The 21,948-nt window shown below is 66.2% G+C and carries 17 protein-coding genes, 1 tRNA gene and 1 pseudogene; 11 read left to right on the top strand and 8 right to left on the bottom strand.

Features of this window, described 5'->3' with window-relative positions:
• Positions 1-9: 9 nt before the first annotated feature.
• On the bottom strand, positions 10-1,632 hold the full coding sequence (locus EF834_RS16425) for a hypothetical protein (RefSeq protein WP_127948287.1): 1,623 nt from the start codon (positions 1,630-1,632) through the stop codon (positions 10-12).
• A gap of 366 nt (positions 1,633-1,998) precedes the next feature.
• On the opposite strand from EF834_RS16425, the gene EF834_RS16430 reads away from it, so the two are divergent.
• A complete protein-coding gene (locus EF834_RS16430) occupies positions 1,999-3,267 on the top strand; it encodes an ion channel protein (protein WP_235871262.1) in 1,269 nt (422 codons plus the stop codon).
• Between the two features lie 88 nt (positions 3,268-3,355).
• Entirely contained in the window at positions 3,356-5,146 is a 1,791-nt protein-coding gene (locus tag EF834_RS16435) for a multicopper oxidase family protein (RefSeq protein WP_127948288.1), read from the top strand.
• Positions 5,147-5,155: 9 nt separating this feature from the next.
• Here EF834_RS16435 and EF834_RS16440 read toward each other — a convergent pair whose 3' ends face one another.
• The 3 genes from EF834_RS16440 to EF834_RS16450 all read right to left on the bottom strand — a co-directional run bounded on the left by EF834_RS16440 (position 5,156) and on the right by EF834_RS16450 (position 9,300).
• Complete coding sequence (locus tag EF834_RS16440; RefSeq protein WP_127948289.1) at positions 5,156-5,926, bottom strand: SDR family oxidoreductase; 771 nt, start codon at positions 5,924-5,926, stop codon at positions 5,156-5,158.
• A 537-nt stretch (positions 5,927-6,463) separates the two neighbouring features.
• The gene (locus EF834_RS16445; protein WP_127948290.1) at positions 6,464-7,930 is read right to left on the bottom strand and encodes a pyridoxal phosphate-dependent decarboxylase family protein; all 1,467 of its coding nucleotides are present in this window, start codon (positions 7,928-7,930) and stop codon (positions 6,464-6,466) included.
• Complete coding sequence (locus EF834_RS16450; protein ID WP_127948291.1) at positions 7,927-9,300, bottom strand: MFS transporter; 1,374 nt, start codon at positions 9,298-9,300, stop codon at positions 7,927-7,929. Before EF834_RS16450 ends, EF834_RS16445 begins: the two co-directional genes overlap by 4 nt.
• A gap of 672 nt (positions 9,301-9,972) precedes the next feature.
• Between EF834_RS16450 and EF834_RS16460 the strand changes: the two are divergent.
• The 8 genes and pseudogenes from EF834_RS16460 to EF834_RS16495 all read left to right on the top strand — a co-directional run.
• Positions 9,973-10,095 (top strand): annotated as a pseudogene (locus tag EF834_RS16460) (SDR family oxidoreductase); the annotation flags it as partial.
• A gap of 103 nt (positions 10,096-10,198) precedes the next feature.
• On the top strand, positions 10,199-11,035 hold the full coding sequence (locus tag EF834_RS16465; protein WP_127948293.1) for a mycofactocin-coupled SDR family oxidoreductase: 837 nt from the start codon (positions 10,199-10,201) through the stop codon (positions 11,033-11,035).
• A 46-nt stretch (positions 11,036-11,081) separates the two neighbouring features.
• Positions 11,082-11,915 carry a mycofactocin-coupled SDR family oxidoreductase gene (locus EF834_RS16470; protein WP_127948294.1) on the top strand — a complete coding sequence of 278 codons (834 nt, stop codon included), beginning with the start codon at positions 11,082-11,084 and terminating at the stop codon, positions 11,913-11,915.
• A 101-nt stretch (positions 11,916-12,016) separates the two neighbouring features.
• Positions 12,017-12,856 carry a mycofactocin-coupled SDR family oxidoreductase gene (locus tag EF834_RS16475; RefSeq protein WP_127948295.1) on the top strand — a complete coding sequence of 280 codons (840 nt, stop codon included), beginning with the start codon at positions 12,017-12,019 and terminating at the stop codon, positions 12,854-12,856.
• A gap of 46 nt (positions 12,857-12,902) precedes the next feature.
• A complete protein-coding gene (locus EF834_RS16480; protein WP_127948296.1) occupies positions 12,903-13,739 on the top strand; it encodes a mycofactocin-coupled SDR family oxidoreductase in 837 nt (278 codons plus the stop codon).
• A gap of 45 nt (positions 13,740-13,784) precedes the next feature.
• Positions 13,785-14,621 (top strand): mycofactocin-coupled SDR family oxidoreductase, encoded by an 837-nt coding sequence (locus tag EF834_RS16485; protein WP_127948297.1) that lies wholly within the window; start codon positions 13,785-13,787, stop codon positions 14,619-14,621.
• A 195-nt stretch (positions 14,622-14,816) separates the two neighbouring features.
• Positions 14,817-15,644, top strand: a complete 828-nt coding sequence (locus EF834_RS16490) for a metal-dependent hydrolase (RefSeq protein ID WP_127948298.1) — start codon at positions 14,817-14,819, stop codon at positions 15,642-15,644.
• Positions 15,645-15,863: 219 nt separating this feature from the next.
• Entirely contained in the window at positions 15,864-17,015 is a 1,152-nt protein-coding gene (locus EF834_RS16495; protein ID WP_235871263.1) for a YVTN family beta-propeller repeat protein, read from the top strand.
• Between the two features lie 118 nt (positions 17,016-17,133).
• Here EF834_RS16495 and EF834_RS16500 read toward each other — a convergent pair.
• Both EF834_RS16500 and EF834_RS16505 read right to left on the bottom strand, forming a co-directional pair.
• A tRNA-Pro gene (locus EF834_RS16500) sits at positions 17,134-17,210 on the bottom strand.
• Between the two features lie 54 nt (positions 17,211-17,264).
• On the bottom strand, positions 17,265-18,203 hold the full coding sequence (locus tag EF834_RS16505) for a metallophosphoesterase (RefSeq protein WP_235871268.1): 939 nt from the start codon (positions 18,201-18,203) through the stop codon (positions 17,265-17,267).
• Positions 18,204-18,303: 100 nt separating this feature from the next.
• Here EF834_RS16505 and EF834_RS16510 point away from each other — a divergent pair, with 100 nt between their 5' ends.
• Complete coding sequence (locus EF834_RS16510) at positions 18,304-18,780, top strand: GatB/YqeY domain-containing protein (protein WP_127948300.1); 477 nt, start codon at positions 18,304-18,306, stop codon at positions 18,778-18,780.
• Between the two features lie 106 nt (positions 18,781-18,886).
• On the opposite strand, the gene EF834_RS16515 is transcribed toward EF834_RS16510, so the two are convergent.
• Entirely contained in the window at positions 18,887-19,519 is a 633-nt protein-coding gene (locus tag EF834_RS16515; protein ID WP_127948301.1) for a DUF2231 domain-containing protein, read from the bottom strand.
• A 44-nt stretch (positions 19,520-19,563) separates the two neighbouring features.
• On the bottom strand, positions 19,564-21,897 hold the full coding sequence (locus EF834_RS16520) for a penicillin-binding protein (RefSeq protein ID WP_127948368.1): 2,334 nt from the start codon (positions 21,895-21,897) through the stop codon (positions 19,564-19,566).
• Positions 21,898-21,948 lie beyond the last annotated feature (51 nt).

Consider the following 21,948-nt stretch of genomic DNA (forward strand, 5'->3'; position numbering starts at 1 on the left):
GACCTGCGATCACTCGCCTCCCATGCCTCCCAGCAAGTCGGCCAGCAACTCGGCGATCACGTCGACGTCGATCGCGTCCACCAGCTTCTGGACGCTGCCGGCGAGCGCATCCTGATCCGGGCCGCCGGGATCCGGGTTGTCGGGATTCGGGTTGTCATCCGGGTTGTCGGGAATCAGGTCGCCGAGATCCAGGTCGCCCAGGCTGCCGAGCGCGTTTTCACCGACCGTGACCAGTTGCTGCGTGCCGAACACTGGGGTCGGGTTGGCATCCGAAATGCACTCGCCCATGACGATGTATGGGCCGTCTTCGAGCTCCACGGTGTAGGCATTCGCGGTTCCCGGGCCCACTCGTTCGGTTTCGGGGCTCCGCCAGGTCAGGAATCCCTCCTCGTCGATCTTGGTCGGATCGTCCATGAGTTGGGTGATCTTGGCGTTTTCGAGAACGAATACGCTGCAAGTGCTGGAGGGATCGATGTTCTGGTTCACGATGGTGATGGTCAAGGTGCCGGCCTCGACGCCGGTCGTGACGGTCGGGCCTGCCAATGCGTTGGTCGCCGTGACCAGTTCCTCGGTGCCGAACAGGGTCGGGTTGCCGTCCGAAACGCATTCGCCGACAACGGCGTACTCACCGGCGGCGAGGTCGACGGTGAAGGTGCCCTCGGCTCCGGCGGCCACGCGCTCGGCTGCGTCGGTCCGGAAGGTCAGGAATCCGGGCTCGTCGATCTTGGTCGGGTCGGCCTGGAAGTCGGGCAGCTTGGCGCTCTCGAGGACGATGATGCCGCAGGTGGCGGTCGGGTCGACGTTGGTGTTGGCGACGGTGGCCGTCAGCACGGTGTTCTCGACGGCGGTGGTGAGGGTCGGGGCTTCGAGGGTGTGGGAGCTGGTGACCAGTTGCTCGGTGCCGAACAGGGTCGGGTTGCCGTCCGAAACGCATTCGCCGACAACGGCGTACTCACCGGCGGCGAGGTCGACGGTGAAGGTGCCCTCGGCTCCGGCGGCCACGCGCTCGGCTGCGTCGGTCCGGAAGGTCAGGAATCCGGGCTCGTCGATCTTGGTCGGGTCGGCCTGGAAGTCGGGCAGCTTGGCGCTCTCGAGGACGATGATGCCGCAGGTGGCGGTCGGGTCGACGTTGGTGTTGGCGACGGTGGCCGTCAGCACGGTGTTCTCGACGGCGGTGGTGAGGGTCGGGGCTTCGAGGGTGTGGGAGCTGGTGACCAGTTGCTCGGTGCCGAACAGGGTCGGGTTGCCGTCCGAAACGCATTCGCCGACAACGGCGTACTCACCGGCGGCGAGGTCGACGGTGAAGGTGCCCTCGGCTCCGGCGGCTACGCGCTCGGCTGCGTCGGTGCGCCAGGTCAGGAATCCGGGCTCGTCGATCTTGGTCGGGTCGGCCTGGAAGTCGGGCAGCTTGGCGCTCTCGAGTGCGAAGGCGCCGCAGGTGGCGGTGGGATCGGTGTTCGGGTTGGCGACGGTGGCCGTCAGCACGGTCTCCTGCACGGAGGTCGTGACGTTAGGAGCTTCAAGCGGGATAGTTTGGGCGGACGCGAGACTTGGTGCCGCGAGCGCCGCCAAGGCGACGGTCGCGGCACCACCTACCACGCGAGTAAGGGCCTTCCGTTTACGTAACTTCACATGCATCCCCTTTCAATCAAGAACCACCGGAAAGTGATCCGGTTGTTTGCAGGTGCGAGACGAAGATCACGTGTCCGCCATCGACGCTGGTCAGTCGAGCTTCACCAAGCGAACCCGGGCGAAATGGAATGGTCGGACATCGGGTCACGTTACAGTAACGACGTTTACTGGTCGATGGTTCAGCTGTGACTAAATCGGGAACTTCTGTTCATACAGAACCAGCTGGCCCGTTTTGGTGTCCGGTGTGACTGGGTAGATCGGGCAGGCCTGTCCGGTGGGCGGTTCGGATGCGCTCGTCCGGGTCGATCCGGGGCAGTACGGTGTCAGTGCGCACACGCCGCGCCGTCGACAACGCCGGAGGCACCGTTGGACGGTATCGAACATCCGCCGACGCGAGTGATCGCGCGCGACGCCGCCCTCGCGCTGGTCCTCGGTCTCGGTTGCGCGGTGGTTCCCCTCTTCGTTTTCCTCACGGTGCGTGGCGTCACCGATGTGCTGTACGTCCGAGTACCGGAGGCACTCGGGTTCGCACCCGACTCTCGAGCATGGATCTTCGGCGTGCTCACGGTCAGCGGGATCGCGGTCGGGACGGTGGTGTGGTTGGTGCCGGGTCATGGTGGCCGCGACTCCGCGACCGCGGGTTTGATTGGGCCGCCGCCGCCCCTCCGGGCGTTGCCAAGCCTGCTGCTCGTGCTCATTCTCGCGCTCGGCGCCGGCGTCAGTCTGAGCCCGGAGAATGTCCTGATCTCAGCGAACTCGGCGCTGGCGCTGTGGATCTTCGCACGCGTGCGGCCGGATCTGGCGTCCGAAAGGATCATCGCTCTGTCCACTGCAGCGACCATCGGGGTCCAGTTCGGGACGCCTGTGGCCGCTCCGCTCGTGTACCACGAACTCACCGGGCGTCCCGTGCGCGGAAATGTGTGGGACGCACTCTTCGCGCCCTTCGTTGCGGCGGGTGTCGGCACGCTCGTGATGCAGGTCCTGGTCCGCCGCACGTTGTCGGTCGATGTTCCTCGGCACTCGTGGCCGTCGATCGGTGACGTGCTCGGCGCCGCCGTCGTGGCGACCGGAACGGCCGTGTTGCTGCTCGGTGTGGTCTACGTGTACCGGTGGCTGCACGGGATCTTCCACCGGATCAACAATCCTGTCCTCATGACCGGGATCGGTGGTGTCGTGTTGGGAGTGCTCGGTGCCCTGGGCGGCCCACAAACCATGTTCAAGGACGTCGAGGCCATGGAGTCCGCCGTCACCGAGGCGTCAGGCACTAGCGTGGCGCGGTTGATGTTGCTGGGTGGGTGCAGCTTGGCGGCCTACGCGGTAGCGGCGGCGAGCGGATTCCGCGGAGGACGTGTCGTCTCCGCCGCCGTCATCGGCGTTCAAGTCGGCGTGTTCGCGCATGCCGTGGTGCCTGCACTCCCCGGGCCCGTTGCGGTCGCATCGGCCGTGCTCGGAGCCGTCACGGTCGCGGCCCGCAGTGGCTGGCTCGGCCTCTTCCTCCCGGCGGCCGTGGTCGGTTCGGTCGCGCTGCTACCCGCGCTGGCCGTCGCGATGATCCCGGTGTGGCTGCTGGTGGCACATCGACCGACGATGACGATTCGTCCGGCTCACCCGGAACCTCCCGGCACATCCGGATAGATTCCTCCAAAGCGCCAGGGCAGCAAGCAGTTACAGCGTAGCGTCGTGTGCGCGCGTGCCCAGGTCGACCACAGGGAGTACGAGTGACATGAGCGGAGGGATCTCGAGGCGCACCTTCAATCGCGGACTCGCGTGGACCGCCGGGGCGGTAGGGCTCGGTGCCGCGAAGTCGGCCACAGTGGGTGCACAGGACCTCGGCGACTTCGGCAGTATCGACCCCTCGAGCCCGCTGCTCTTCGCGTCACCGAGACTGGAGCCGTTCGTGGATGAGCTACCCCTCTTGCCTGTGATCACCGGATCGGAACTCGAGCTACGCGCCGCCAGCACCGTGCACCGGTTTCACCGGGACCTGGATCCCTCGCCGACCTTGGCGTACGGCGGCATGGACTATCTCGGCCCGACGATCGAGGCGCACAGCGGCGACCCACTGACCGTCGCGTACCGCAACGAGATCGGAGTGCACCCCCTCGCGGGCGACTTCGACACCTCCCTGCACGGCGTCACCGAACAGGACCGGACAGCGGTGCCGACGTCGATGCATCTGCATGGTGCGGTGACACCGCCGGAGCACGACGGACACCCGGCCTTCCTGCAGCGCCCCGGGCAGGGGCATGTACACCGGTACCCGAACGTCCACGAGGCCACCCAGTTCTGGTACCACGATCACGCGATGGGGATCACCCGCCTCAACGTCTACGCCGGACTCGCCGGCCTGTATCTGTTGCGCGACGAATTCGACACGGGCACAGCCGCGAACCCGTGGGGATTGCCGTCGGGCGAGTTCGAGGTGTCGCTCGTGCTGCAGGAGAAGCGCTTCACCGCGAACGGGCACCAGAGCATCCGGGCGACCCCGCTCGTGCCCCAGGGACGGTGGGACGCGGGAACGCCTGGTGACGTCGGGGTGGTGAACGGCAAGATCTGGCCGGATCTCGAGGTGGCTAGGGGAATGTACCGCCTGCGCGTGCTCAACGCCGCGTCGTTCAGCGTGTGGAATCTGTTCTTCGGCAATGGGATGCGGTTCTGGATCCTGGGAATGGAGAGTGGAATGCTGCCGGCACCGGTTCCGGCCACGCGGGTAAGGCTGGCTCCCGGCGAACGTGTCGATCTATTGGTCGATTTCGGTGCGCTCGAACCGGGTTCGACGGTGGAGTTGCGCAACGACGAGCCGCCGCCGCTGGGAGCGTTGCAGCGTGGGGCGGGGGCGATGCCGCTGTTCTGCCGATTCCGGGCGGCCGGTGGCCGCGGCGTCTCGGGTACGGTGCCGGAGATCCTCCGCGGTGGACGCGGCCGTCCCGCCGATCTCGCGCCCATCGCGACACCCCAGGTGCAGCGGACCGTCAGCGTGATGCAGTTGCCCGACCCGTCCACCGGTGGGGTACTCATGTCACTGAACAACCTGTTGTTCGGGGACACCGACATCGAGATGCCGCGGCAGGGCACCGTCGAGCAGTGGAACATCGTCAACATCACGCCCGAGCCCCATCCGATCCACCTGCACCTGGTCAACTTTCGAATCCTCGGGCGCCAGACGATCGATGTGCCCAGCTACACACGGCGGCATCCGCCCCCACCTGTCGGTACCAGGTGGGCGCCGCCGGTCGACGAGTTCGTCACGTCCCCGGTGGTGCCGCCGGAACCGTGGGAAGCCGGGCCGAAGGACACCGTCGTGACGAATCCGGGGACCGTCACCAGGATCGTCGTGGTGTTCCCGACCGCAGACCAGCTGGGCTTCGACCCGGACGCGACCTTCGCCGCCGGCGCGGCCGCGCCATCACCACCGGCGCTGCCCCCTCCGCTGCAGGGCTACGTGTGGCACTGCCACATGCTCGACCACGAGGACCACGACATGATGCTCGGATACCGCGTCGTGGCAGAGTGACTCGCCGGCCTACCGGCTGTCGCGCTCGGCCACGTCGGCGCCGTCGTCGACCGCGATGACGCGGCCGGTCACGTGGGAGTTCTCGGGGGAGATGAGCCACGCCAACAGGGGCGCGACCTGCTCGGGCCGGACACGGCCGCGCAGTGCCGACGGGATGCAGTCGTCGATCGCTTTTCGTCCCACCTCGGTATCCAGCAGGGCGTCGATCATCGGCGCTACCAGCATTCCGGGAGCGATCGCATTCAGCCGGATACCGGCGCCCGCCCACTCGGGTGTGACGGCGGTGCGGTGGACCCAACGTGCGATCGCCGCTCTCGAAGACGAATACACCTGAGCGCCGTCGCCCTGCGTCACTGCCGTGCGGGCCGCCTCCACGGCCGCGTCCTCGTCGCCGTCGAGCGCGGCGTCGACGATCGCCGGATCCGCCGGGTGCAGTGACGCGGCCGCCGAGATCACCACGGCACGCGGATCCGTGCCGGCCGCGAGTAGCGAACGCAGGCCCTCCAGAGTGGCCACGGTGCCGAAATAGTTGACCTTGATCGTGAGGGGATCGAACAGCGCTACACCGGCGCACGCAACGACGCCGTCGAGGTGTCCGCCGCTGTGTTCACGCGCCTGCGCGACGAGCGCGGCCCGGCCCTGCCCGGCGCCGAGGTCGGCGGTGATGTCGGCGTCGCGCAGGTCGGCGCCGATCACGTGAGCGCTCTGATTGACCAGCAGTTCGGCGGCCGCGGCACCGACCCCGGAGGCGCTACCGGTGACAAGGTAGGTACGGGGCATGGTCCTGCACTTTCGGGGTCGGGGGAGCCACGGGCACGGGCGTCCGGTGCCCGTCTGTGCCACATGGCCAGTGTGTGCCAATCGGCGCCGTGACGGCTACGCCGGACGCCAGTGGACGCTCAACCGCAACCCGGAGAACTTCCTACCGGAGGAACATGGGCTGGAGGAACATGGGCTGGAGGAACATGGACGCCGAACTCGGTAAGAAGTCAGGAAGATGCGCGCACTGGGTTGAAGTAGTCAACCAACCACTGAGGGCCCGCTGCGGATCGTGTCCGGACGGGTCCCCGGTCTTTCATTGATCGTCAGGGAAGCAGACCCCACCAGTAGACGAGAGTCGCTGCCACCCACAGAAGCAAAGTGTCCATCACCGCATCACCGCCTCCCCGGTAGTGGACGCCTCTTTCCATCATGCGCCCTCGGCACGGGAGAAGGCGACGGGTGTCGGCTGACGGGTGTCTCGACTGAACAGCCGATGAGGTGACGATCCGGACGTTGCGAACATCCGAGCCGACGTTCGACGCGAGTTGGTCGGGTTCAGGGCTCGAGGAAACGCGCGAGGAACTCGATCAGCAGCCGTTCGGCGACCGGGGCCGGCAGCTCCTCGACCAGTGCGAGGATGTCGGCCTTTGGCCCGTCGAGCCCGACCTTGGGGTCGAGCCCCGCCAGGGCGAGGACACCCGCGCTGATCTCACTGGTGAGATTCGCGGGGTCGATGTTTGCCGCTGCTGCGACGAACTCGGTCGGTGCGCTCGCGCCGGCGACGCCGCGGGTGCGGTCGGCAGCCTTGGTCAACGAGGCCACCAGGTCGTCGACGACGGCCTCGGTGACCGGTGTGATCGTCAAATGGGTAGTGCGGGGCAGCACTGTTCCGTCGGACTGGACGTGGCGCGGCTGCGGCTGCAACGCCCAACCGTCGTCCCCGGCGGCGTCGGACCAGCGGTGCGGATCCACGCGGCGTTCGGCGGGCACCTGCTCGTCCGCAGCAACGGCCAGCAGGGGGCCGACCGGGTCGCCGACAACCCTCAGCCCCTCGATCCGGTCGAACGCCTCTCGGATCCTGCCCGTCGCGCGAACCATCGGAGCCACCAAGTCCCGGAAACCTTTCTGGCCCAACGCCTGTGCAACCGCCCAGCCGGCCGCGATCGGCATCGCGCTGCGGGATCCGAGCAGGGTGGGGTTGACCACCGCGTAGCCGGGCCAGCGGGTGGTCGCGAACCAGTGCGTTCGGTGCCGGTCACGGTCGCGAAAGAGCAGCAGCGAGACGCCCTTGGGGGCGTAGCCGTACTTGTGCAGGTCCACGGACAGGCTCGACACCCCCGGCACCGTCAGATCCCAACGACGGTTCTCCGAGTCCGGCCACCACGGCAGCACCCAGCCGCCGATGCAGCCGTCGACGTGCAACGCGACCTCGCGTGCCGCACAAACGGCCGCGATCTCGGCGATCGGGTCGAGCGCGCCGTGCGGATACGACGGGGCGCTCGCGACCACGAGCGCGACGTCGGGGGACAGGTCCGCGGCGACGTCGTCCGGGCGCAGCCGCGCGGTGATGGGATCGACCGGCAGCACTTTCAGGCGTAGATCGAGGTGGTACGCCGCTTTGTGGAACGCGGCATGGGCGGTCGACCCGATCAGCAGTGTCGGGCGGTGCTCGGCACCGGTACGGGCTCGCCAGGTGTCGCGCGCGGATTTCACGGCGAGCATGCAACTTTCGGTGCCGCCACTGGTGACGCTGCCGATAACGTCCGGGTCGCCGCCGGCGAGCACGTCGCGACCGAGTGCCACAAGATCGCGCTCCATCGCCGCAATCGACGGAAAAGTGGTGGGATCCAACCCGTTCAGTGGTTGCGCCCGGAGTGCGGCAGAACCCGCTAGGTCGGACAGTTCGGCAATGCCGGAGTCGTAGACGTACGACAGCAGCCGGCCGCCCGACGTCGGGGCATCCGATGCGCGCAGCCCGTCCAGGCGGGAGAGGATTTCGGTGGGATCGAGCTCGAACTTCATCGGTGGTTTCCGTTCTGTGCGTGAGCGTCCTCGGCGGCGAGTCGGTAGCGCAGGAGTACGACGATGCTGAGGGCGGTGAGGATCGCGGGGGCCACAGAGAAGGCGAGGACGATACCGTCGAGGGCGGTATCGGACTGGACCACGTCTTCATCGCCGGTGGAGGAGACGAACCCGGTGACGGCAAGTATCGCGAGCACCAGGGCGGGACCGAGAGCGAGACCGACGGTTTCGACAGCCGTCCACACCCCGCTGAACGCCCCGGCGCGGGCGGTGCCGGACTCGGAGCGCTCGTGATCACTGATGACGTCCGGCAGCATCGACATCGGCAGCATCTGCATGCCGGCATATCCGACACCGGCCAGGGCCACCACCGCGTACACCCACCACCCGCCGCCGGTCATCAGGCCCAGCAGCGCGACGGCCGCGGCGAGGAAGAGCGTCGATGCCAGCAGGTACGCCCGGCGCTTGCCCCAAGCCCGAACGCTCTTGGACCACAGCGGCATCACCGCGACCGCCGGCCCGACCAGCGCCGCGAACAGGATCGACACCGACCGCTCATCGCCGAGCACATACGTTGCGACGTACTGTGCTCCGGCGAGCATCGTCCCCGTCGCGAGCGCCTGGAGTGCGAACGCGCCCAACAACACCCGGAAAGGGCCGCTGGACCGGACGACGCGCAGAGAAGCCGCGAACGGCACGCCCCCACCGACGACGGCCGTGCTCGCCGGACGGGAGGGCGCAACCCGTGAGGCCGCGAACATACCGAGGCCGAGGACGATCCCCGCGACGACGCCCATCACGAGATAGCCCCAACGTCCGCCACCGCCGAGTTCACGCAGTTCGGGTCCGCCCGCACCGAACAGCAGGATCGCGACCCCGAGGACTGCCACGCGCCAAGCCATCAGGCGGGACCGCTCGTGGTAGTCGTGGGTCAGTTCGGCCGGCAGCGCGATGTACGGCACCTGGAAGAAGCTGAACGCCATCGCGGAGGCGATGAACGCGACCGCCACCCACACCGCGCCCGCCGCGGTACCGAGGCCGTCGGGCACGGCGAAGGTGAGGGCGAAGAAGATCGGCAGCAAGGCCGCGCCGACCACGAGGAACCGCCGTCGGCTGCCGGTCCTATGGGCCGATGCGTCGCTCCACGACCCGATCAGGGGATTGAGCACCACGTCCAGGACCTTGGGGAGGAACACCACGACGGTCGCCGCTGCGGCCGCGACACCGAGGGTGTCGGTGAGGTAGTAGGCCAGCACCAAGCCGGGCAGGGTCGCGAAGCCACCGGTACCGACCGACCCCAGGGCGTAGCCGCGAATCGTCGCGGAGCTCAGTCGGGCGGCCGCGGATGTGGAGGCGGTCGTGGCCGTCATCGAACGCCGCCCGAGAAGCCCCCGGCTTCAGCCGTGGGGAGGTAAGGGCGGTCGGGTGCTGCGTTCGGCACTGGCTACTCCTTCTCGAGTCTCTGGTGTCGGTTGGATTTCCGGTCGTGGATACAGTCGCGGATACAGAGGTGGTGCGCTACCCGTATCGGCTGCGCCCCGGCGTGCAAGCCGAGCGCGCACTGCTCGACGAATGGCACCGTTGCCGGTTCTTGTGAAACGAAGCCGTCCACCAACAGAAGTCGGGGAACAGGCCGACCTTCGGGAGGCTATCGAAGCTCCTCACCGACGCGGGCAAGAACAGTGAATGGTCGCGGACAGGTTCTCGAGGTGCAGTCCGAGCTGAAGCTCCCGGCTTCAGCCGTGGCGAACAATTAAGTGAGGTCCTCTACGCACGTTGACGCCCCAAAATCCGTTGCTATTGTCGTGAGTTGGGGCTTCGACGTTCGGATCGTGGCGAGGATGACGTAGAACATGGTGCTCATACCGACGACGCCAATTGGTCTCACGCTCTGTCGAAACTCTCGGATCAGAACCTCGACGCCGGTTCGCTTCAGCGTTTGATGACCGGACGGCACGACATCCCCATGCTCCAGACTTCTCCGCCACGGGTCCGAGCCCACCATGGCCACGGCGATGCCGGGGTTGATGTCGCACAGCATGTTGCCCGTGCCGTGGGCCGAGCCGACCGATATCAGCATTGCCGTGCTGTTCCTCGGCAGTGACGAGGCGCGGTACGTCACCGGGGTCACCTTCCCCGTCGATGCCGGAGCGTGCATGAAATAACCGGCACGCTCGTTCTGGGGGTGGACGACAACGAGGATCTCTGCTGGGTGCGCGCCGTGCTTCCACTCTGATCCGCACAACACCTTCAGGAGGTTTTGCGAACATGTCAGGTCGTGTAGAGGGCAAGGTCGCATTCATTACCGGTGCCGCGCGGGGGCAGGGGCGTAGTCACGCAGTGCGGTTGGCGGAGGAGGGAGCGGACATCATTGCGGTCGACATCTGCGAGAACATCGACACGGTCACGTCGTACTCCCTGGCCACCGATCAGGAGTTTCAGGAGACCGTCGCGCAGGTGGAGGCGCTCGGCAGGCGGATCGTGGCCGTCAAGGCCGATGTGCGCGACCTCGCCAGTCTCCAGAAGGCCTTCGATGCGGGGATCGAGCAGTTCGGCCGCGTCGACATCGTCGTCGCCAACGCAGGCATCATCACCTACGGGCGGTCGTGGGAGCTCACCGCGCAGCAGTGGCAGGACGTGATCGACGTCGATCTGACCGGTGTGTACAACACGGCCAAGGTCGCGATCCCGAGCATGATCGACGCCGGACGGGGTGGGTCCATCCTGTTCACCAGTTCGATGGCCGGGCTGAAAGGGTTGCAAGGGGCAGGGCACTACGTAGCCGCCAAACACGCAATTGTCGGTCTGATGCGAACCATGGCCAACGAGCTGGGGCCGTACAACATTCGGGTGAACACCATCCACCCCACCAACGTCGACACCCTCATGATCCACAATCCGGGCGCGTACTCGATCTTCTCGGCCGGCGAATCCGAGCCGTCTGAGGACACGGCGATGCCGGGGTTCATGTCGCTCAACACGCTGCCCGTGCCGTGGGTCGACCCGGCCGATGTCAGCAATGCCGTGCTGTTCCTCGGCAGTGACGAGACGCGGTACGTCACCGGGGTCACCTTCCCCGTCGATGCTGGAGCGTGTGTGAAGTGACTCGCAAGCCCTGGCCCACACAACATCTTCAGGAGGTTTTGCGAACATGTCAGGTCGTGTGGAGGGCAAGGTCGCGTTCATTACCGGTGCCGCGCGGGGGCAGGGGCGTAGTCACGCAGTGCGGTTGGCGGAGGAGGGAGCGGACATCATTGCGGTCGACATCTGCGAGAACATCGACACGGTCACGTCGTACTCCCTGGCCACCGATCAGGAGTTTCAGGAGACCGTCGCGCAGGTGGAGGCGCTCGGCAGGCGGATCGTGGCCGTCAAGGCCGATGTGCGCGACCTCGCCAGTCTCCAGAAGGCCTTCGATGCGGGGATCGAGCAGTTCGGCCGCGTCGACATCGTCGTCGCCAACGCAGGCATCATCACCTACGGGCGGTCGTGGGAGCTCACCGCGCAGCAGTGGCAGGACGTGATCGACGTCGATCTGACCGGTGTGTACAACACGGCCAAGGTCGCGATCCCGAGCATGATCGACGCCGGACGGGGTGGGTCCATCCTGTTCACCAGTTCGACCGCAGGGTTCAAGGGGATCCAGGGGTCCGGGCACTACGTGGCCGCCAAACACGCAATAGTCGGCCTGATGCGGACCATGGCCAACGAGCTGGGGCCGTACAACATTCGGGTGAACACCATCCACCCCACCTGTGTCGACACCTGCATGATCCGGAATCCGGACATGTACGCGACAATGTCCAGCGAATCCGAGCCGTCCGAGGACACGGCGATGCCGGGGTTCATGTCGCTCAACACGCTGCCCGTGCCGTGGGTCGACCCGACCGACATCAGTAATGCCGTGCTGTTCCTCGGCAGTGACGAAACGCGGTACGTCACCGGGGTCACCTTCCCCGTCGATGCCGGAGCGTTGGTGAAATGACCCGCAAACCCGTTCTGGGGGTGGATGACAACGTGGGCCCCCGCTCGGCGCGCGGCGCTGCTTCCCACTGATCCACAACATCTTCAGGAGGTTTTCTGAACATGTCAGGTCGTGTAGAGGGCAAGGTCGCGTTCGTTACCGGTGCCGCGCGGGGGCAGGGGCGCAGTCACGCACTACGGCTCGCGGAGGAGGGTGCGCACGTCATCGCGGTCGACATCTGCGAGAACATCGAAACGGTTACGCCGTTCTATCCTCTTGCTACCGATCAGGAGCTGCAGGAGACCGTCGCGCAGGTGGAGGCGCTCGGCCGGCGAGTCGTGGCCGTCAAGGCCGATGTGCGCGACCTCGCCGGTCTCCAGAAGGCCTTCGATACGGGCATCGAGCAGTTCGGCCACGTCGACATCGTCGTCGCCAACGCCGGCATCATCTCCTTCGGACGCTCGTGGGAGCTCACCGCGCAGCAGTGGCAGGACATGATCGACGTCAATCTGACCGGCGTGTACAACACGGCCAAGGTCGCGATCCCGAGCATGATCGATATCGGACGCGGTGGGTCCATCCTGTTCACCAGTTCGACCGCCGGGCTCAAGGGGATGCCAGGAGCCGGGCACTATGCGGCCGCCAAACACGCGATAGTCGGTCTGATGCGGACCATGGCCAACGAACTGGGGCCGTACTGCATTCGGGTGAACACGATCCATCCCGGTAGTACCGACACCTTGATGATCCAAAATCCGGGCATGTACGCGAAGATGTCGCCCAATGAATCCGAGCCGTCCGAGGACACGGCTATTCCGGGGTTCATGTCGTACAACACGCTGCCCATCCCGTGGGCCGACCCGACCGACATCAGTAATGCCGTGCTGTTCCTCGGCAGTGACGAGGCGCGGTACGTCACCGGGGTCACCTTCCCCGTCGACGCCGGGCTGGGCGTGAAGTGACTCGCAAACCCTGATCCACACAACACCGCCAGGAGGTCTTGCGAACATGTCAGGTCGTGTAGAGGGCAAGATCGCGTTCGTTACCGGTGCCGCGCGGGGGCAGGGGCGCAGTCACGCGGTACGGCTGGCGGAGGAGGGTGCAGACGTCATTGCGGTCGACATCTGCGGGAACATCGACACGGTCACGCATTACTCTCTGGCCACCGATCAGGATCTGCAGGAGACCGTCGCGCAGGTGGAGGCGCTCGGCCGGCGAGTCGTGGCCGTCAAGGCCGATGTGCGCGACCTCGCCGGTCTCCAGAAGGCCTTCGATACGGGCATCGAGCAGTTCGGCCACGTCGACATCGTCGTCGCCAACGCCGGCATCATCTCCTTCGGACGCTCGTGGGAGCTCACCGCGCAGCAGTGGCAGGACATGATCGACGTCGATCTGACCGGCGTGTACAACACGGCCAAGGTCGCGATCCCGAGCATGATCGATATCGGACGCGGTGGGTCCATCCTGTTCACCAGTTCGACCGCCGGGCTGAAGGGGTTGCGGACGATGGCGCACTACGTGGCCGCCAAGCACGGAGTCGTCGGTCTGATGCGGACCATGGCCAACGAGCTGGGGCCGTACAACATTCGGGTGAACTCCATCCATCCCGGCAGTGTCGACACCGCGATGATCCATAATTCGGGCATGTACGGGAGGATGTCGCCCGGTGAATCCGAGCCGTCCCGGGACAGTGCGATTCCGGGGTTCTTGTCGTGCAACACGCTGCCCATCCCGTGGGTCGATCCGATCGACATCAGCAGTGCCGTGGTGTTCCTCGGCAGTGACGAGGCGCGGTACATCACCGGGGTCACCTTCCCCGTCGATGCCGGGCTGTGCGTGAAGTGACTCGCAAACCCTGATCCACACAACACCGTCAGGAGGTTTCCGAACATGTCAGGTCGTGTAGAGGGCAAGGTCGCATTCATTACCGGTGCCGCGCGGGGGCAGGGGCGCAGTCACGCGGTACGGCTGGCGGAGGAGGGTGCAGACATCATCGCGGTCGACATCTGCGAGAACATCGAGACGGTCGCGCACTACTCCCTGGCCACCGATCAGGATCTGCAGGAGACCGTCGCGCAGGTGGAGGCGCTCGGCAGGCGGATCGTGGCCGTCAAGGCCGATGTGCGTGACCTCGCCGGTCTCCAGAAGGCCTTCGATACGGGTATCGAGCAGTTCGGCCACGTCGACATCGTCGTCGCCAATGCCGGCATCATCACCTTCGGACGGTCGTGGGAGCTCACCTCGGAAGAATGGCGGGACGTGATCGATGTCAATCTGACCGGTGTGTACAACACGGCCAAGGTCGCGATCCCGAGCATGATCGACGCCGGACGCGGTGGGGCCATCCTGTTCACCAGTTCGACCGGCGGGCTGAAAGGGCTGCAGATGATGGGGCACTATGTGGCCGCCAAACACGCAATAGTCGGTCTGATGCGGACCATGGCCAACGAACTGGGGCCGCACCGCATTCGGGTCAACACCATCCATCCCGGCAGTGTCGACACCGCGATGTTCCAGAATCCGGGCACGTACTCGGTGTTCTCGCCCGGAGAATCCGAGCCCACCGTGGATACGGCGATGCCAGCGGTGATCGCGCAACACGCGCTGCCCACACCGTGGGTCGATCCGATCGACATCAGCAATGCGGTGTTGTTCCTCGGCAGTGATGAGGCGCGGTACGTCACCGGGGTCACCTTCTCCGTCGATGCCGGAGCGTGCGTGAAATGACTCGCAAACCCTGATCCACAACACCTTCAGGCGGTTTCCGAAGGCGTCGATCCAGGTCAGGGTTCGGTCGGAACCGACCGCTCAGATAGCGTGTCAGGGGCCGTTGCTACCGTCTGGCGGGGGTCCGAGATCGAAGCATCGGATCACTCGCGTATTCATGGTGTGCTTGTTGGTCCTCGAAAGGTGCTGTCCCCCATGGTAATGGGTGCTACCCATGCAATGTCCGGTGCCGCCGTCGGTCTTGCCGTCGCAGACGTGCTGCCGAAGGACTGGGGTGGCCCCACCTCGACTGCCGAAGCGTTCGCATTCGCGGGGGTGTGCGCGGGGGCCGCGCTGCTCCCGGACCTCGACACCACGCAGTCCACGGTCGCCCGCTCGTACGGCCCGGTCTCCAAGATGCTGGCCTCGGGTATCGGCGCGCTGTCCAGGGGTGTGTACCGGGTGACCAAGGGTCGCAAGGACTCCAACCGGCGCGGCGGCCACCGCACGTTCACGCACACCGCGTTGTTCGCAGTCGGGATCGGTGCGATGACCTCGGCACTTGTGGGGCAGCTCGGCCGCCCCGCCATCATCGCCACGCTGTTCGTGACGCTGGGTCTGGCGCTGCGTGGGCTGTTCGGGGACTGGGCGCGAGACAAGGGGTGGTTAATCGTCACCGCGGTCTCGGCGTTCCTGTCGATCCTGGCCTGGCAGTGGTTCCCGGACAAGGTGGGCTCGACGGGACTGGGCGTCGCGGTCGCGCTCGGCTGTGTTGTGCATTGTCTCGGCGACATGATCACCAAGGAGGGAGTGCCATTCCTGGCGCCATTCGTTCCGATCAGAGGTGAACGGTGGTGGGAGTTGAAACTGCCTTCGTTTCTTGCGATCCGTGCCGGAGGTGGATTCGAGCGAGCAATCCTGGGTCCGTTTCTGACCTTCGTGGCCGTCGCGCTTGCGGTGCTGGCCGTGGACGGTGCGCCGGCAGCGATTACCGATGCGCTGCGGAACGCGGTGTCAGCGGATCCGACTACCGGTCAAATGTGAGTGAAGGCTAGGGCACGCGCTGTCCGAGATCTGGACGGCGCCTCACGTCCGTTGCAGGCTCGCGACTGCGTGTGCCTTCGGTGAATACCCAGGTGTACCGAATACCCAGGTGTACCGGGATTGTGATTGTTAGCCTCTTTTCGGCTGGTGTCCGGGTCGGGCGTCGGTTGTCGCACTGTAAGGCCTGTCCGTTCTGTTCCTCTACGGTAGGAGAGAAATGTGAATTGGCTCAGTGATTTTCAAGGCTACCCGGTTGGGAAGCGCGCCACGCGTCTGATGGTCGCGGTGGCAACTGCTTCCGCGATGGCTATGGGTTTGGCCGGCGTGGGGGCGTCGGCCGCGACAGCGGACACGGTCATAGGCACCATTCCGGTCGGAAACGCCCCCGACGGGGTGGCAGTGTCCCCGTCAGGGTCCCGTGCCTACGTCGCGAACTCCAGCGACGGCACTGTGTCGGTGATCGACACCGCTACGAACGCGTTGGTCGCCACAGTTGGGGTCGGGAACAACCCACGAGGGTTGGCAGTGAACCCGGCCGGGTCCCGTGTCTATGTCGCCAACGCCAGCGACAACACAGTGTCGGTGATCGACACCGCCGTGAACACCGCGGTCGACACTGTTGCTGTCGGGATCACCCCGGTCGCGGTGGCAGTGTCGCCGCTCGGGTCCCGCGTCTACGTCACCGACCGTGCCGACGGCACGGTGTCGGTGATCGACACCGCTACGAACGCGGTGGTCGACACCATTGCGGTCGGGAACGGACCGCGAGGGGTGGCGGTGAACCCGCTGGGGTCTCGTGTCTACGTCACCAACCGTATGGACGGCACGGTGTCGGTGATCGACACTTTCGCCAATGCGGTGGTCGACACCATCGGGGTCGGAAACAATCCCGATGGAGTGGCGGTGTCCCCGTTCGGGTTTCGTGTCTACGTCGCCAACCGAATCGACGGCACGGTGTCGGTGATCGACACCTTCACGAACACGGTGATCGACACCGTTGCGGTCGGGAGCACTCCGAGCGGGGTGGCGGTGACCCCCGATGGCTCCCGCGTCTACGTCACCGTTGTCAACGCTGACATCGTGTCGGTGATCGACACCTTCACAAACACGACGGCCGAAACCATTCCGGTTGGCGATGGACCGCGTGGGGTGGCGGTGAGGCCGGACGGGTCGCGTGTCTACGCCACCATTGGTGGCGACGGCGAGGTGTCGGTGATCGCGGTCGAGAAGTGCCCTGGGTCGTTGTGCTTCGGCGCTGGTTCGTTGGCGGGTGCGGGTTCGTCGGCGAGCGGCGGTTCGAGTGACACCGGCTCACTGACGGGCGTGGGTTCGTTGGCCGGTGGTGGTGCGACGGGCAGCACTGGCAGCTGACCGGCGCCCACTCGAAAGGCGGGTGGCAGCGTCGCGCTGGTCCCGACGCACCGAGGATGAAGATGTGGAAAGAGGCCCTACCGAATTCCTCGGATAGGGCCTCTTTTTGCTCTGACACTGGTCGGGGTGGCGGGATTTGAACCCACGACCTCTTCGTCCCGAACGAAGCGCGCTACCAAGCTGCGCCACACCCCGGTGTTGAACCTCCGATAGCCTACATGACCGACTCGTAGGGGGTAAATCGGCTGGTCAGAGGCCTGAAACGGTGGTTTCCACGGCTGCGGATCCGCGGCCGACGGTGGTGTCGTGGTGCGGTGCCGGGACCAGCGTGAGCAGCGTCGCCTCGGGTCGGCAGCAGAATCGGGCCGGCGCGTACGGCGACGTTCCGACACCCGCGGAAACATGCAGCCGCGTGTGTGCACCCCAGCGCGACGGCCCCTTCACCCGGGAGCGGTCCAACTGGCAGTTCGTCACGAGCGCGCCGTAGAACGGAAGACACAGCTGACCGCCGTGCGTGTGCCCGGCCAGGACGAGGTCATAGCCGTCGTCGGCGAAGCGATCGAGTACCCGTGGCTCGGGGGAGTGCGTGACTCCCAGCTTGAGCTGTGCCAGGGGGTTCGGCGGGCCGGCGATCGTGTCGTAGCGATCGCGACCCAGGTGCGGGTCGTCGACGCCGGCGGCGGCGATGCGCACGCCCGCGACCTCGATTTCGCGGTGTACGTGGGTGACGTCGAGCCAGCCGCGCTCGTTGAACGCGGCCCGCAGGTCCGCCCACGGCAACGGGGCACCCAGTACCCGTCGCCGGTTCCTCCTGAAGTACTCGAACGGATTCTTCGGCTTGGGCGAGAAGTAGTCGTTGCTGCCGAAGACGAACAGGCCGGGGCGGGCCAGCAGGCCGCCCAGCGACTGCACTACAGCCGGTACCGACTTCGGGTGCGCCAGGTTGTCGCCCGTGTTGACGACGAGGTCGGGCTCGAGGCGGTCCAGCTCTCGCAGCCATTTCTGCTTGAGCTTCTGGTTCGGCATCATGTGCAGATCACTGACGTGCAGCACTCGCAGGGTCGCAGAGCCCGGTGCTAGGACCGGCAACGTCGCTTCCCGCAGCGCAAACGCATTGCGTTCGATCAGTGAGGCGTAACCAATGCCCAGGGCGGCGGCTCCGGCGGTGGCGAGCGCGGCTCGGTTCATGGCGCTGCGGTTCGAGGTACGGCTAGACAGATCAGACACCGTTTCAGAATACGGGCAATGCAGGTGCAGGACACGGCCCCGGGCGCGTACCGTTCGGCGCATGGCCGATACCACTCCCACGCTCAAGTCCAAGCTCCGCGCCGATCTCACCATCGCGATGAAGGAGAAGGATCAACTGCGCCTGTCCACGCTGCGCATGATCCTCTCGGCGGTCCAGAAGGAGGAGACGGCCGGCAAGGAGGCCCGCGAACTCGACGACGAGGAGATCCTCAAAGTCCTTGCCAAAGAGTCGAAGAAGCGTGGCGAGGCTGCCGAGGTCTACACCGCGGCCGGGCGGGGTGAACTCGCCGCCAACGAGCGTGCCGAGGCGCAGGTGATCGATTCCTACTTGCCCACACCGTTCACGGACGCCGAACTTGCCGACGTTGCCGACACCGCCATCGCGCAGGTCGCCGAGGAACTGGGTGAGCGCCCCGGTATGCGGCAGATGGGTCAGGTCATGAAGGCCGCCACCGCGCTCGCGGCGGGCAAGGCCGACGGATCGCGAATCTCGAAGGCAGTCAAGGATCGCCTGTAGTCCGCCCCCGCTTGTAGTCCGCGCGCCTGCGACCCGGCCCGCTGTCTTCCCAGCGGACTGAGACGGTGCGGGGCCCGTAAGTAGGTTGCTCAGCGTAGGTCGGTCGTCACTGTGTTCTACCGCTCAACAAGTGGCGATGGCCATTCCCTTCATGTGTCTCGGTGTCGGTGTCGACATCGGCGAGCACCGGATCGAACGCGGGGCCATCGTTCGAGGCTGTCATCTCGAGACCGGCGCCCTGGCCATAGACGAGATGCTGGCCCAGCGCGCCGCCGAACCCGACTGCCCCGAGGGCGGTTGCGGACAGCGCGACGGCCATTCGGTCCTTTGCGCTCGGGTCCTGTCGGCGACGGCGGAACGATGCGAGCATCAACGTGATTCCCACCCCGTTGGCTGCGACGTGCAGCAGGCCGACTCGCCGCTGGCGGACGTCGCGTTCGCTCCAGTCCGCCCAGCCCGTCGCCAAGGTCGGCGGAAGGGCGAGCAATCCCACACCGATGAGCCGACGCGCCCCGCGGTGGTCGCGCAAGCAGACGTCGAAGATCAGGGAACTTGTCCACGCTCCGATAGGTACGGCGACGAGACCCGGATGCACCGGGTGCCCCAGCCAGCCGCCGCGGAGGCGATCACCGATCGGCGTGCGGCCCAGCCCGGCCTGGATGCGGTGCTGCAATGTGGCGCTGAGTCCGTCGAGGAAAGACGCGGACTCAGCGCGGTTGTACAGGTGACGAAGGTTCATGCACCCCGACTACCCGACTCCGGGCCAGACGAAACCCGACGGGTTCAGCCGGCAGGCGTGGTCGTCGTCGGGGGCGGCGAGGTCTGCTCCGGCGATTCCGCATCGGAATCGGAATCGGAAGGCGGGGCGGTCACGGAGCCGTCGCTGACGTAGACCGTGATGGTCGACCCCGGAACCGCCAGGCCCGACGGTGAACTGGCGGTGACATTGCCCCTGGGCTCGTGGGACTCGGTACTTACCGCGCTCGCCGCAAAACCGGCGTCCTTCAGGGCGGCGACCGCGGCGTCCTCAGTCATACCGACGACGTCAGGCACCCGGGCGTTCTGTGATCCCGTGACGTACCTTTCGGCGACTTCCGGCAGCGTGGTGGGGCCGAAGTCGCCGACAATCGGCATCATCGCCTGGAACCATGTGCGGGCCGGTTCGTTGCCGCCGTAAAGGCTGCCGCTGCTACACGGCCGCAGTGGGGATGAGCAGATCTGACCGGGCGACGTGGAGTCACCGTAGACAAGCGCAGCGGCCGCAAGGTTGTTGGTGTACCCCAGGAACCCAGAGGACATGTTGGACTCGGTGGTGCCTGTCTTGCCTGACATCGGAAGGTTCCAGCCAGCCGAATTGGCGGCCGCGAAGGCCGTGCCGCCCGGGGCGTCGTCCTTGCTCAACGCCACCGACAGGGTGTCGGCCAGACCCGGATCGACCACCTGCTCACACGCCTGCTGAGTGATCGGGACGGGCTTGCCCAAGCGGTCGGTGATGGAGTCGATCGGCGTCGGTGGGCACCACTTGCCTTGAGAGGCGAGGGTCGCGCCGACGTTGGCGAGCTCGAGCGGATTGACCCACGTGGGTCCGAGGGTGAACGAGCCGAGGTTCTGCTCTTTCTGCATCTCGGCCATGCTCTGGTCTCCGAAGCCGGACGAGCCCGGGTCCGTGTACGACCGCAGGCCGAGGCGCACGGCCATGTCGACGGCGGCATCGACACCGGTCGACTGGAGCAGCTTCACGAACGCCGTGTTCGGGGACTGAGCGAGCGCGTCGGTGACCGACAGCCTCGGGGCGTAGTTCCCTGCGTTCACGACACAGTACGTGGCCGGCGGACAGCCCCGGGCGCCGCCGTTACCCATGCCGCGGGCCTCGAAGCGAGCAGGAACATCGAGGATCGCGCTGGTGCCCAGGCCCTCCTCCATCGCGGCGGCCGTCGTGAAGATCTTGAAGATCGATCCGGCGCCGTGCCCGACGAGAGAGTAGGGCTGGGGCTGCACGGTCTGTTCCTCTGAGGAGTCGAGTCCGTACGTGCGGCTGGAGCCCATCGCCAGCACGCGGTGCTCGTCCTGGCCCGGCTCGACCACGTTCATCACGTTCGCGATGCCGTTCAGCTTGGGGTCGGCGTTGTTCACCAGCGCCGACTGGACCGACTCCTGTACGTCCGGGTCGAGCGTCGTCTTGATCGTGTAGCCGCCGCGGTTGATCTGGTCCCGGCTCATACCCGAGGCCTCGAGGTACTGCAGCGCGTAGTCGCAGAAGAACCCTTTGTCACCGGCCGAGATGCAGCCACGCGGGAGGGTATTGGGCTCGGGTAGCACCCCGAGGGGTTCGGTCTTCGCAGCGCGGATCTCGTCGGCACGGTCCGGGATGTTCTCGATCATCGTGTCGAGCACGGTGTTGCGACGCTCGAGAACCCCGTCCGGATTGGTGTACGGATTCAGTGCGGAACTGGACTGCACCATGCCGGCAAGCATCGCCGCCTGCGTCAGGGTCAGGTCCCTGGCATCGATACCGAAGTAGGTCTGGGCGGCATCCTGCACGCCGAACGAGCCGTTGCCGAACGGAACGAGGTTGAGGTAGCGGGTGAGGATCTCGTCCTTGCTCAGTTCCTTGTCGAGCGCGAGTGCCATCCGGATCTCTCGGATCTTGCGTGCCGGCGTGGTCTCGATTGCGGCGCGGCGTTCGGCCTCGTCGCGGGCAACCACCAGCAGCTGGTAGTTCTTGACGTACTGCTGCTCGATGGTCGACGCGCCTTGCTGGACCTGACCGCTCGTGGTGTTCGTCATGAACGCGCGCAGGGTGCCTTGCCAGTCGACACCGTCGTGCTCGGCGAAGCGCTTGTCCTCGATCGAGACGATCGCCAGTTTCATCTCGTTCGAGATCTGGTCGCTCGGAACCTCGAACCGGCGCTGCTCGTACAGCCAAGCGATCGGATTGCCGTCGACGTCGGTCATAGTCGTCACCGCGGGAACGATGCCCTCGACGAGTTCGGCCGATGCGTTGTCGACGGCGTCGACCGCGCGGTTGGAGGCGAACCCGAATCCTCCCGCCAACGGAAACAACACACCTGCGACAAGGACACCGGCGAGTGCGGTGCAACCCGCGAGCTTGGCGATCGTTTTGGCTCTCGACACGTCCAACAGAGTACGTGTACCGCCGAGCCCACC

The sequence above is a fragment of the Rhodococcus spongiicola genome (genome assembly GCF_004011835.1).
GTDB lineage: Bacteria > Actinomycetota > Actinomycetes > Mycobacteriales > Mycobacteriaceae > Prescottella > Prescottella spongiicola.